An 11,672-nucleotide genomic window follows, 5' to 3' on the forward strand; every position below is an offset into this window, starting at 1 on the left:
GCCCACTACTTCCAGGCCTGGTTATACCGCCAGTCTCCGCCTGCCTGTCCTGAAACGCTGAAGTGCTGAAAAGCTGAAATGCTAAAATGCTAACCTCGTGATCCCCCGATACTCCCGTCCCGAGATGGCGCGGATCTGGTCGGACGAGCACAAGTTCGACTCCTGGCTCCGCGTAGAGGTCGCCGCCGTCCAGGCCTGGGCGGACCTCGGCGTCGTCCCCCGCGCCGACGCGGAGCTCATCGCGCGTAAGGCCAGGGTCAACGTCGCCGACATCGAGCGCTACGAAGTCGAACTCCATCACGACATGACCGCCTTCCTGCGCTCGCTCTCGGACAGCCTCGGCGAGGAAGGGCGCTGGGTGCACCTCGGCCTCACCTCGTACGACGTCGAGGACCCTGCCCTGGCGCTGCGCATGGTCGAGGCCGCGGAGCTGCTCGAAGAGGACCTGCGCCAGCTCGAGAGCGCCATCGCCGACCGCGCCATCGAGCACAAGGACACTTTGATGATGGGCCGCACCCACGGCATGCACGCCGAGCCCATCACCTTCGGCCTCAAGCTCCTCAACTGGCTCGACGAAGTCCGCCGCCAGAAGGTGCGCCTAGCCGACGCCAAGTCTTCCATTGCCGTCGGCAAGCTCAGCGGGCCCGTCGGCAGCCACGCCACTGTCCCGCCCGAACTGGAGGAGATGGTCTGCCGCCGCCTCGGCCTCGGGGTCGACGCCGTAAGCACGCAGGTGGTCTCTCGAGACCGGCACGCCCACTTCATCCAGACCCTCGCCCTCATCGGCGCCTCCCTGGAGCGATTCGCCACCGAAATACGCCACCTCCAGCGCAGCGAGGTAGGCGAGGTCGAGGAGCCCTTCTCGCGCGGCCAGCAGGGCTCGAGCTCGATGCCGCACAAGCGCAACCCGGAGAAGTGCGAGCGCGTCTGCGGCCTTGCGCGCGTGCTCCGCGGCAACTCCATAGCGGCGCTGGAAAACGTGGCCCTCTGGCACGAGCGCGACATCAGCCAGTCCTCCGCCGAGCGCATCGTCATCCCCGACTCCTGCCTGGCGCTCGACTACGCCCTCGCGCTCTTCACCGAGATCGTGCGCGGCATGGCCGTCTATCCGGAGCGGATGCGCCGGAACCTGGACATCACCTGCGGCGTCGTCTTCTCACAACGCGTGCTCCTGGCCCTGGTGGAGAAGGGGATGTCCCGCCAGGAAGCGTATCCGGTCGTGCAGCGCGCCGGCCACATCGCCCTCGCCGAACGCCGTCCCTTCCGCGAGACCATCTCTGCCGAGCCGGAGGTCTCTTCCCGGCTCTCTCCCGACGAACTGGACGCCCTCTTCGACTACTCTTACTTCGTGCGGGAAGTCGACAAGAGCTTCGCCCGCATGGGACTCCTTGCGCCAGCTAAGTAGCCCCGGGTCATCGATGCGCCAGGCAACCCTGACCCTGAGACAGCGCCGGGACCTTGGCCCTATCCTGCGCGACGCCTTCGCCTACTACGCTCGAGACTGGCGCGGCTTTGCCGCCATTGGCTCGGCCACCATCCCCTTCGCCCTTGCTGGCTCCGCTATCTCCCTCGCCATCTCGGACCCCATCCTCGAACAGGTCGCGCTGCTCGGCTTCTTCCTCGTGTCCCTTGTCCCGGCGGTGCTCGTCGAAGGCGCCGTCATCGCCTACGTCGAGGCGCTCGACGCCGGCCGCGACGAGCACGAGACGGCCGCCTTCGCCCGCTCCCTCCGCCGCGCCAGGCCCCTGATCGGCAGCTCCGCAAGGATGGCGGCAGTCTGCTTTCCCCTGGCGGTAACAGTCATTGGCCTCCCGGTTGCCGTGTTCTTCTTCATCCGCTGGGTCTTTGCTCCCCAGCACGTGATCCTCGAGGGCTCCGACGCCGTCAACGCCCTGCGCTCGAGTGCGGCGCTGACGGCGGGCAGGTGGTGGGTCACCTTCGGGCGCGTCGCCGTGGTCGGCCTGCTGATCGTGGTCGTGAACATGACCATCCTCAGCCTGATCGTGTCGGCGAGCTACGTGCTCTATGCCCTCGTGTCAGCGATCATCGGCGCCTTCACCGCGCCCTACTTCTCCATCGCGCTCACCCTGATGTACTTTGACCTCAAGCTGCGCAAGGCCGAGGAGGCCCTCCCCGCATGACTGTCCTTACCGAGACCCACCTGCCTAATCTCCTGCACCGAGGCAAGGTCCGCGACACCTATGACCTCGGCGACGGCCGCCTCCTCATGGTCGCCACCGACCGCATAAGCGCCTTCGATGTCGTGCTGCCCAATGGCATACCTGACAAGGGTGCCGTCCTCACTCAGCTCTCCGCGTTCTGGTTCGAGCGCACGCGCGATGTCGTCCCCAATCACTTCATCCGGGTCGCCGACGGCACAGCCGCGGACGGCTTGCCCTTCGAGCTGCCGCCCGACCTCCGCGGCCGCTCGATGATCGTCAAGAAGGCCCAGCGCCTCGATGTCGAGTGCGTCGTGCGAGGCTATCTCGCCGGCTCCGCCTGGGCCGACTACAAGGAGACGGGCCGTGTCTTCGGCATCCGGATGCCGCCCGGTCTGAAGGAGAGCGAAGCACTGCCCGAGCCCCTGTTCACGCCAACGACGAAGGCAGAGGTCGGCCACGACGAGAGCATCAGCTTCTCCGACCTCATCCAGGAGATCGGGCCGGAGAACGCCACCGCCGTCCGCCTCCGCAGCCTCGCCCTGTACAAGTACGCGGCCATGTACGCCCGCGAGCGCGGCATCATCATCGCCGACACCAAATTCGAGTTCGGCCTCCTGGACGGCGAGCCCATCGTGATCGACGAAATGCTCACGCCAGACTCGAGCCGCTTCTGGCCCGCGAGCGAGTACGAGCCCGGCCGGCCGCAACACAGCTTCGACAAGCAGTTCGTGCGGGACTGGCTCACCAACTCTGGCTGGAATCGCGAGCCTCCGCCGCCCGCCCTGCCGCCCGACATCGTCGAGAAGACTGCCGAACGCTACCGCGAAGCCTATCGCCGCCTCACCGGCGAGGACCTTCGCCGTTACTGAGTGGCAATGCCGTCACGCGAGTCTGTCCGGCGTGGAAGCAGGAGTGGCCGAAGGCGAGGAGTCTACGCCTTCCCCCCGAACCGGCGGCCAGTCACCCGGAGCGCACTACCAGGGGGCCGCACTGCATGAGCAACTTCCTCGCCCGCGTCTACGTCTCCCTCAAGCCGACCGTCAACGACCCCCAGGGCCTGACCATTGCCGATGGCCTGCGCGCCCTGGGCTTCTCCGAGGTCGAGAGCGTGCGCGCTGGCAAGTACATCGAGGTCCGCCTGCAAGCCGAGAGCACCGAGGCTGCCCGCGCCCGCGTCGACTCGATGTGTGACCGTCTGCTCGCGAACCCCATAATCGAGAGCTACCGGTTCGACGTCGAAGAGGTCGTGCCGGCCTGAGAGACAGATGGACCTAAAGGACCCGGACCTGGTGCGCGCGCTCGAGGCCCGCGATGGCCCCCTCGGCTCGCGCTGGCGGCCGCACCGCCCGAGCCTGGACGCGCCCTGCCCCTACGCCGCCCTCTATCCCCAGGACGGCTGTCCCTGGTGCGCGGCCGAGCGCCGCCGCGCCGAGTCCGGCGCCCTGCCTTCACCGCGGCGCACCGCCTGAGCGCCTGACCGGCAGCCTCAGTGCGCCGTGCTCCCGGGAGACTATCCCGGCTGAACTTGCCTCGGAGGCAGAAGGAACCAGGGCACGCCCCGCGCGGCCCGCGGCGCATGCCTAAGCACTACGCCCGCGAGCCTCACCAGCGCGCGGGATGCCCTTTCCTGGCCCGCCGACCAGGCGAAACCGTAAGCGTCCCGCAGCTCCGGCTCCAGCAGCGCGACGGTCATTTGCCGCAGCGCCCACCCCCCGAGCCCCGACAGGCCTCGGCCCGAGAAGAGGTCGCGCGCGATCTCCCGCGCCTCCGGTGTCACCTCCAGCCGCGACGACGCCAGCGCCATGTACTCCCTGAACCCCCGCAGGTCTGGAGGCGAGAGATCCCGCCGCACGCCAAGCAGCCCGCCGGCGGCCAGCATGTCCTCGTAGTACGCCTCCGCCTCGGCCTCTGCCAGGGGGCGCAGGAAGCGCGAGTGCATGTACATGGCGGTGTCGATTAGCGTGGCCAACACCCAGAACAGCAGCTCAGGGTCGTCCGCGCGATAGCCGACGCCGGCCACGCCCGCGTGCACGCGGTTGATCGACCTCGCCGCCTCGTGCGCCTGGGTCTCCGTGCCGAATACGATCGCGAGCGTCGGGCGCAGGGTGCGCATGAGGCGCGCCCGCTTGCCCTGCCGGAAGCCGCTGTGCTCGGCCACGCCCTTCGCCACGGCGGGGTGCGCCACCTGCATCAGCAGCGCCCTGCCGCCGCCCAGCAGCACCACTCCCTCGCGGTGAACCCGCCGGATGGCCGCGCCATCGGGAAAGAACGGCCGCGACGGGCTCGGAGCCTCAATCACCTCGCTCGAAAGCCCCATCGCAGCCATCCTACGCCCGCGCCCGGGGCCGGGGACACACGCACCAAGGGCCTTCCGTGCCGCCCGCCTGCCGCCGATCCTCTCCCAGAGGCCCGCCTGCAGCGCTAGGCCGCCGAGCCGTTGCTCTTGATGTAGTCCAGCAGCGACCTGATCTCGGGCGAACCGCGTAGCCGGTGCAGTGCCTGCGACTCGATTTGCCGCGCGCGCTCCCGCGTTATCCCGAACGCCCTGCCGACCTCTTCCAGCGTGCGCGTGCGCCCGTCGTGCAGGCCATAGCGCATGATGAGGATCTCGCGGTCCCGCTGTGGCAGCACCTGCAGCGCCGTCTCCAGGTCGTCCTTCAGGAGCATCGACTCCGCCTCCTCGGCCGGCGAAGCGGCGACGATCTCGATCAGGTCTCCCAGCGTGCCCTCGCCCTCGTCGCCCAGCGGCCGCTCGAGCGAGATCGGCTGGCGCGCCAGCGCCTCCTGAAGCTGCTCGACCGAGGCCGTGTCCGTGCCCATCCGCTCGGCGATCTCGGCCGTTGTCGGCTCACGGCCCAGCTCGCTCAGCAGCTGGTCCAGGGCGCGCCGGTACTTGGTCGCCGTCTCGACCACGTGCACCGGCAGGCGCACGGTGCGAGACTGCTCGGCAAGGGCGCGCGTGACTGCCTGGCGGATCCACCAGGTCGCGTAGGTGCTGAACTTGAAGCCACGGCGCCAGTCGAACTTTTCGACGGCGCGGATGAGGCCGGTGTTGCCCTCCTGGATCAGGTCCAGGAACGGCAGCCCGCGGTCCTGGTAGCGCTTCGCAATCGAGACCACGAGGCGCAGGTTCGCCTGCATGAGGTGGTCCTTCGCCTCGCCCGCTCGCTTCTCGGCCAGGCGCAGCCTCTCCGCCAGGGAGCGGACCGCGCCTTCATCATTGGGGTCGGCGTCCACCTCCTCGGGCGTCAGAAGCCGCACGGCGACGCTCAGCTCCCAGAGGTCCTCCAACACCTGCTTGCCGGACGTGCCTATGACGTCGGCCAGCGCCTCCGCGAGGTCCTCGTCGATCTGGGCCTGGATCGCGTTCTGGAGGCGGCGCGAAAACAGGACGTCGGAGGGCTTGTCGCTCTCGATCTCCAGGATCGGCCGCAGCCTGTCCGCGCAGTGGCGGACGCGCTCCAGCATGTAGCGGGCCAGGTTCTCATAAGTCAGCTTCTCGCCGCGGGCGACCAGCTCGCGCTGCCAGCGGGCCAGCAGGCGCCCGTGCTCGATCTCCTTGGCCAGACGCACCTCGTCCGCGGCCGTAAGCAAGGGCACCGCGCCGATCTCGCGCAGGTACAATTGCACCGACCCCGGCAGCTCTTTCTCCAGCTCCGGCGTAAGCTCTTCCGGTTCTTCGTCCTCAATTAGCTCTGGCTCGTCTCGCAAGGTCGTCTCACTCATATCGTCAGGCTCCTGGGCCGGTATGCCGTGTCCAGTACCAGTCTAACTCCGACGCCGACAAATCCCCATGAGCCGTAAGTATGCATTTCAGCCAACGGACCCTGCCCTCCTTCGCCATCCCCCGGCACCACTCGATCGCCCGCCCTGCCACCGCACGCCTCATAGCCCCAGGCCGTAGTCGCGCGGCCGTAGTCCCAGGTTATGGTCGGAGCTTGCAGTCGCCGGTTGTAGTCGCAGGATTGAACTCGCGACCCGCGATACGATAGGTACATGCCGAAAACCGAGTCCTTCGACATCAGCACCGGTGTCGACCTGCAGGAGGTCGACAACGCCGTCAACCAGGCGCGCCGCGAGCTCCAGAACCGCTACGACTTCAAGAAGGTCCTCGCCGAGATCGAGTACGACCACCATGCGCCGAGGCTGACGCTGCGCACCGAGTCCGAGTTCCAGATCAACGCCATGTGGGAGGCGCTGGCGCAGCGTTTACGCGCGCGGCACGTCCCTCTCCAGAACCTGAAGCGCGGCAACATCGAGAAGGCCGGCGGCAACACCGTCCGCCAGGAGATCAAGATCGCCCAGGCGATCGACCCGGAGACCGCGCGCAAGATCGTCAAGTTCATCAAGGACCGCGGCTTCAAGAAGGTCCAGGCCCAGGTCCAGGGCGACGAAGTCCGCGTCTCCGCCCCGAGCCGCGACGACCTGCAGGCCGTCATCCGCGAAGTCAAGGCCGGAGACTGGGGCATCGAGCTCAAGTTCGGGAACTACCGCTGAGCCCCCACGAAGGGGCGACCGGGCCGCACACGCAGGCCTGCATGAGGGCAGGGCCCATAGCCAGGGAAACCGCCTGACCCGAGGGTGCTCTCGGGCACTCAATGGGACGCGACCTAGGCGGGACGCCGTTAGCTCAAGAATCCCAGCACCGCCCGCTGGAACTCCTCCGGCTGCTCCAGCATCGGCAAGTGGCCCGCCTCCTCGAGGATCGCCAGCCTCGACCCCGCGATCATCTCGTTGAAGGCGTGCGCGTAGGCCAGTGGCACCAGGCCGTCGGACGTGCCCCAGACCAGCAGCGTCGGCGTCTTGATGCGGTGGATGCGCTTCTTCAAGCCCTTGTCGGGGATGGGCCACAGGAACTTGCCGGACGTCGTCAGCGCCTTCTGGCGCTCAAGCATCGCTCGCCGCTGCTCGTCCTCGTCCGTCGGCAGCGCCGGCACTAGCCCCTTCTCGCGCGCGGCCTCGACGTCGTGCCACGTGAGGCGCTGGATAGTCGAAGCGCCGCCCGCAAAGAAGTCCGGCGACGGCTGGTCATCGAGCCAGAGCCCGGTCGGCGCGATCAACACCAGCTTCGACACGGCGTGCGAGTCGTGCGCCGCGACCTCCGCCGCCAGGCAGCCGCCAAGGTCGAGCCCCATCAGCGCCGGCCGCTCCAGCCCCAGCGCCTCTATGTAGTCGAGCTGCAGGAACGCCAGGTCGTGGAAGTCCTCGACGTGCTCGAGGCCGGTCGAGCGGCCGACTCCCGGCAACTGCGGGGCGAACACCTGAAAGCGCGCCGTGAGGAAGTCGAGCCATGTGGGCCACGACAGCATCCCGTCGTAGCCGTGGAAGTAGACCAGCGGCGGCCCTGACCCCTGCACGAAGGTGTGGATCTGGAACTTCCCGTCCAGGACGGAGACAATTCGTTCTTCAGCCATCACTCACCTCACGACCGGCCTGCCGGACACCCTCACGTCGAGCACCAGGCGGGCCAGCCGAATGCCGGGAGTGCACGCCTGTCCTCGGACTTTGAAAATCCGGATGTCCCCTGTTAGCTCCCCACCGGCGCTGGCCTCGCGCGCTCCTCCTGGGGGATGCCCGTCGGATACCATTTGTCTTCCCAGTTGGAGAACTTGCCCTTCAGGTAGGGCATCACCTCCCTGGCGAACAGCTCCGTGCTCTTCTGCACCTTCTCCTTCGGCATGTCGCCCCACTGCATCAGCACCATCAGGTGGCCGACGTTGAGGCTCTCGATGCACTCCTCGAGGCGCTCGCGCACTGTCGCCGGGCTGCCAGCGATGATGCTTCCGGTCTCGAGGCGCTCCTTCCACGTGTTCTCCATCTCCAGCGCCAGGTCCGGGGCCGTGACGTTGCTCGCCCGCTGCTGCGGCGTCACCTGCGCCACCAGCCGGTCGCGGAACTGGTCGAGGAAGCCGCGCTCGAGCGTCGCCTGCGTCCGGTAGCCGGGGGCCTGGAACCCGCCGCCGATGTGCAGGCACTTGTCGTAGAAGTAGTGCGCGTGCGCGGCGTAGTCCTTCTCCGCCTGCTCGTCCGTCTCCGCGACCGCGACAAGCTGCAGGAAGCCGGTGCGGTAGGGGTTGCGGTCCTTGCCCAGGCTGTCGACCGCGTTCCAGTAGCCCTGCACCGCCGCCTGGGCGCGGCGGTAGCCGCCGTAGCTCAGGTAGCAGTACACGTAGTCGTTCTGCGCCGACCACACCCAGGTCTCGATCGAGCCGCCGCCGGGGATCCAGACAGGCGGGTGCGGCTTCTGGATCGGGCGCGGCCAGATGTTCACGTACCGGAGCTGCGTGTACTTGCCGTTGAACGCGAAGATCTCCTCTTCCGTCCAGGCCCTCATGATCAGGTCATGCGCCTCGTAGTAGCGGTCGCGCAGCGTCGCCGGCGTCATCCCGTAGCAGTAGTTCGTGTCCATCGACGTCCCCACCGGGAAGCCGGCGACCAGCCGGCCGCCGCTGAGCACGTCGAGCATCGCGAACTCCTCCGCGACGCGGATCGGCGGGTTGTAGAGGGCGATGGAGTTCCCAAGGACGACCAGGGCCGCTCGCGACGTCCGTCGCGTCAGCGTTGCCGCCATGATGTTCGGCGAGGGCATCGTGCCGTAGGCGTTCTGGTGGTGCTCGTTCACGCAGATGCCGTCGAAGCCCATCTTCTCCGCGAATTCGAGCTCGTCGAGGTACTCGTGATAGGCCTTGTGCATCACCTTGCCCTCGTACAGGTGCGCGGGCGGCGTCACCCATACGCTCGGGTACTTCTGGGAGAAGTCCTGGGGCAGTGCCGGGTACGGCATGAGATGAAACCAGTGGAACTTCACCGTCGCAACCTCCCGAAACGATTCCCGTCTGGTGCCCGCACTTTACGCGAGGTGGAAGGTTTTCTCAAGACGGTGCACGTGGCCCGCTGACACCGAGGACCTGTAAGCGTTTCCCCTCGCCTGGCCCAGCCGCTATTCTGGCCTCGAAGTCGAGCGCGGAGGTTGGGTGCGAGGATACGCAATCTGCACGGCGCCGCGTTCGGGGAGCAACTGGCTCTGCCAGTTGCTCACGAGCACTGGCGTCCTCGGTAGGCCCCTTGAGTACTTCAACGGCCCCGCCCGCCGGGAGCTCGACGACCCTTCGTTCCCCGATGACCCGCGGCAGCAATTGGATCGCGTGTTCACACAGGGCGCGACCGCCAACGGCGTCTACGGCCTCAAATTGTTCGCACAGCAGCGACGCCAGATCGAGCCGACGGTCGACCTGCTCCGCGACCTGCCTAACGTTTCCTTCGTGTTTCTCAGGCGCAGGGATGTCCTGGGTCAGGCTATCTCCTGGGCCAAGGCGCTCCAGACGCTTCGATATCGCTCAACGCAGCCGCAGCGGGGTCAGGCCGCCTACAGCTTCGACGCCATCGCGGAGAGGCTGCGGAGCCTTGACCAGGAGTACGCTGACTGGGCCGCCTACTTCGGACGACACCCCATACGCCCACTGGAGGTGTACTACGAAGACATGTTGGTGGCTCCGCAGTCGGTGGTCGATAAGATTGCGAAGCTGGTCGGGGTGAATGAGTCTGCGATCGTGCGCCCAACACTCATCGACCTCGAGGTCCAGCGCGACGAGGCCACCGAGGAGTGGCGGCGCCGCTTTTTTGCCGATCAGAGACGGCGCTCCGGCTCAACTCTCTGGCGGAGACTGCTACGCAGGCGCTGACTGTTCAGGCCCAGCCGCTGCCGGATCTCCCACAGGTAGAGGGACACGGTCTCTCCTAGGCGCATCTTCTGCCCGGGGGGTCCCTGATGGAGGACCTCCTCGTACACGCCAAGAAGAAAGTCCACAGCGGCTTCCACGGTGGCCACGGAGCGGATGATGTCTCGGACTTGAGCGGCCTCCTCGGGGTCGTGGGCGTCCATGGAGGCGAGCACAGCTTCGGGGGTGAGAGGCCCACTCAACGCCTGGAACCCGAAATTCATCCGGCGGAGGGCCCAAAAGTTCGAGGTATTGACCGCCGGCCCGACGCCCGCGTAGTCGCAGAGCACGACAGCCGTACCGACAGCCATGGCCTCGATCGCGCTCTTCGCCTTTGCGAAAACGAGGTCATATTGCCCGAGAAGCCTCTCGGGGGCGTCTACGGGGTTGCCATTCCACAGTCCGACCACATCGAGCTCTACCCGGGCCCGCCGGCATGCCTCGACAACCGCGGGGAGGTGAGTATCGCTCCTTGCATAGTTGCTGAAGACCAGGGCCCGTCGCGGTCGAGGCGGGAGCGGCGGCCGGGGCAGGAACCGCCGGGTGTCTACGAAGTTCGCCAGAAACTCCACGCGCCCCTCAGGTAGGCCATCTCTCACAAGGCGGTCGATGCACACCTGGCTCACGCCGAAGTAGCGGCGAATTGCCGGGTGCCTGGGCGCCTTGTCTTGGTCAGCATCGTGCGAATGGCTCACGAATATCGCTGGAGTCCTCGGAAAGCGCCGCACGGCAGCGAGTGTCTGCACGCAGTGGTGTCCGTGGATGACATCCGGCGCGGCATCTACGTCAGCTAGCCTAGTAAAGACAGGTATGCCCAGGGCCTGGACCTCATCGCTGATCACTCCCGGGGCAGGTGTGTAAATTAGTGGTTCGTGTCCGCGCGACTTCAATTCGGCAGCCAGGTCTCGGACGAATATCTCCGTGCCCGTGCGGTGGTTGAGCTGGATGTTGGTGATCAGGATCCGCAATGCGTCCTCTGGACCTACACCACCTCGGATTCGGGTACATGGCCGATGACCCGGGCCGGGTTACCGGCAACGACCGCACGTTCGGGCACGTCCTTGCTTACGACGGATCCTGCGCAAACGAAAGCGTTGGCGCCCACCGTGACACCGGGTAGCAGGAAAGCGCCCCCGCCTATCCGCGCCCCGCGCCGGATCACTGGCGCCTCCCGCACGAACTCGACCCCTGGTCGGCGATAGCTCATGCGCCGGTCATTCATTGTCGTGACCCGCGGACCGCAGAAGACCTCATCTTCGATTACAGTGCCGCGCGTTATGTAGCAGCCGCTCTGCAGGGATACGTTGTCCCCGATCCTCACGTCGCCTTCGATGTCCACGTAGGAGCCAATGGTGCAGTTGGCGCCAATGACCGTCTCGCTCCGGATCAGTACGAAGTTGCCGATCCGCGTGCCCTCCCCTATCCGGACATTCGGGAAGATTACGGAGTTCTGCCCCCAGAGGTCCTGTTCCCCCGAACGGACGATGTGACCCGTGTCCGCCAAAATGCACCCCTGCTCGCCACCGGACCTGGCAGCTCAACGGCTCAGCCGCCTTCGGCCACGAAACATCTTACTTTGCCAGGAGCCTCACGAAGCAGGGCAAAGATCCCCAACTGCTCTCGCAGGCGACACCACTGGCGTTTGTTCTCGCCCTACTCCCCCCACACCTCCCGCATCACCCGCAGCCAGTTCCCGTTGCAGATGCGCTCGATGCGGTCGTCCGAGTAGCCGCGCGCCTTCAGCGCCCGCAACACCAGCGGCAGCCCCGTCACGTCCTTTACGCAGGCGGGG

The 11,672-nt window shown here is 66.9% G+C and carries 14 protein-coding genes; 7 read left to right on the forward strand and 7 right to left on the reverse strand.

Annotation, left to right across the window (positions count from 1 at the left end; genetic code table 11):
- Positions 1 to 97 precede the first annotated feature (97 nt).
- The 5 genes from purB (at position 98) to VNN10_06060 (ending at position 3,631) form a co-directional block, all read left to right on the forward strand.
- Positions 98 to 1,405 (forward strand): adenylosuccinate lyase, encoded by a 1,308-nt coding sequence (gene purB / locus VNN10_06040; protein HXH21570.1) that lies wholly within the window; start codon positions 98 to 100, stop codon positions 1,403 to 1,405.
- 13 nt (positions 1,406 to 1,418) lie between these two features.
- Positions 1,419 to 2,141, forward strand: a complete 723-nt coding sequence (locus tag VNN10_06045; protein HXH21571.1) for a hypothetical protein — start codon at positions 1,419 to 1,421, stop codon at positions 2,139 to 2,141.
- Complete coding sequence (locus VNN10_06050) at positions 2,138 to 3,031, forward strand: phosphoribosylaminoimidazolesuccinocarboxamide synthase (GenBank protein ID HXH21572.1); 894 nt, start codon at positions 2,138 to 2,140, stop codon at positions 3,029 to 3,031. Before VNN10_06045 ends, VNN10_06050 begins: the two co-directional genes overlap by 4 nt.
- A gap of 125 nt (positions 3,032 to 3,156) precedes the next feature.
- Positions 3,157 to 3,420 (forward strand): phosphoribosylformylglycinamidine synthase subunit PurS, encoded by a 264-nt coding sequence (purS, locus tag VNN10_06055; protein ID HXH21573.1) that lies wholly within the window; start codon positions 3,157 to 3,159, stop codon positions 3,418 to 3,420.
- 7 nt (positions 3,421 to 3,427) lie between these two features.
- The gene (locus VNN10_06060) at positions 3,428 to 3,631 is read left to right on the forward strand and encodes a hypothetical protein (protein HXH21574.1); all 204 of its coding nucleotides are present in this window, start codon (positions 3,428 to 3,430) and stop codon (positions 3,629 to 3,631) included.
- Between the two features lie 41 nt (positions 3,632 to 3,672).
- Here VNN10_06060 and VNN10_06065 read toward each other — a convergent pair whose 3' ends face one another.
- Positions 3,673 to 4,479, reverse strand: a complete 807-nt coding sequence (locus tag VNN10_06065; GenBank protein ID HXH21575.1) for an oxygenase MpaB family protein — start codon at positions 4,477 to 4,479, stop codon at positions 3,673 to 3,675.
- Between the two features lie 104 nt (positions 4,480 to 4,583).
- Positions 4,584 to 5,888: a sigma-70 family RNA polymerase sigma factor gene (locus tag VNN10_06070; protein ID HXH21576.1), complete on the reverse strand. Its 1,305-nt coding sequence runs from the start codon at positions 5,886 to 5,888 to the stop codon at positions 4,584 to 4,586.
- Positions 5,889 to 6,158: 270 nt separating this feature from the next.
- Between VNN10_06070 and VNN10_06075 the strand changes: the two genes are divergently transcribed.
- Positions 6,159 to 6,659 carry a YajQ family cyclic di-GMP-binding protein gene (locus tag VNN10_06075; GenBank protein HXH21577.1) on the forward strand — a complete coding sequence of 167 codons (501 nt, stop codon included), beginning with the start codon at positions 6,159 to 6,161 and terminating at the stop codon, positions 6,657 to 6,659.
- A 128-nt stretch (positions 6,660 to 6,787) separates the two neighbouring features.
- Here VNN10_06075 and VNN10_06080 read toward each other — a convergent pair whose 3' ends face one another.
- Both VNN10_06080 and VNN10_06085 read right to left on the reverse strand, forming a co-directional pair.
- The gene (locus VNN10_06080; protein ID HXH21578.1) at positions 6,788 to 7,576 is read right to left on the reverse strand and encodes an alpha/beta hydrolase; all 789 of its coding nucleotides are present in this window, start codon (positions 7,574 to 7,576) and stop codon (positions 6,788 to 6,790) included.
- 113 nt (positions 7,577 to 7,689) lie between these two features.
- Positions 7,690 to 8,970 (reverse strand): LLM class flavin-dependent oxidoreductase, encoded by a 1,281-nt coding sequence (locus VNN10_06085; GenBank protein HXH21579.1) that lies wholly within the window; start codon positions 8,968 to 8,970, stop codon positions 7,690 to 7,692.
- A 166-nt stretch (positions 8,971 to 9,136) separates the two neighbouring features.
- Here VNN10_06085 and VNN10_06090 point away from each other — a divergent pair, with 166 nt between their 5' ends.
- Positions 9,137 to 9,844 (forward strand): Stf0 family sulfotransferase, encoded by a 708-nt coding sequence (locus VNN10_06090; GenBank protein HXH21580.1) that lies wholly within the window; start codon positions 9,137 to 9,139, stop codon positions 9,842 to 9,844.
- Here the strand turns inward: VNN10_06090 and VNN10_06095 are convergent.
- The 3 genes from VNN10_06095 to VNN10_06105 form a co-directional block, all read right to left on the reverse strand.
- Positions 9,790 to 10,848 carry a glycosyltransferase family 4 protein gene (locus tag VNN10_06095; protein HXH21581.1) on the reverse strand — a complete coding sequence of 353 codons (1,059 nt, stop codon included), beginning with the start codon at positions 10,846 to 10,848 and terminating at the stop codon, positions 9,790 to 9,792. The two genes, VNN10_06090 and VNN10_06095, sit on opposite strands and share 55 nt — an antisense overlap.
- Positions 10,849 to 10,862: 14 nt before the next feature.
- Positions 10,863 to 11,384, reverse strand: coding sequence for an acyltransferase (locus tag VNN10_06100; GenBank protein HXH21582.1), 522 nt, complete (start codon positions 11,382 to 11,384; stop codon positions 10,863 to 10,865).
- Positions 11,385 to 11,533: 149 nt separating this feature from the next.
- On the reverse strand, positions 11,534 to 11,653 hold the full coding sequence (locus VNN10_06105) for a membrane dipeptidase (protein HXH21583.1): 120 nt from the start codon (positions 11,651 to 11,653) through the stop codon (positions 11,534 to 11,536).
- Positions 11,654 to 11,672: the final 19 nt, after the last annotated feature.

Source organism: Dehalococcoidia bacterium, from assembly GCA_035574915.1.
Classification (GTDB): domain Bacteria; phylum Chloroflexota; class Dehalococcoidia; order DSTF01; family WHTK01; genus DATLYJ01.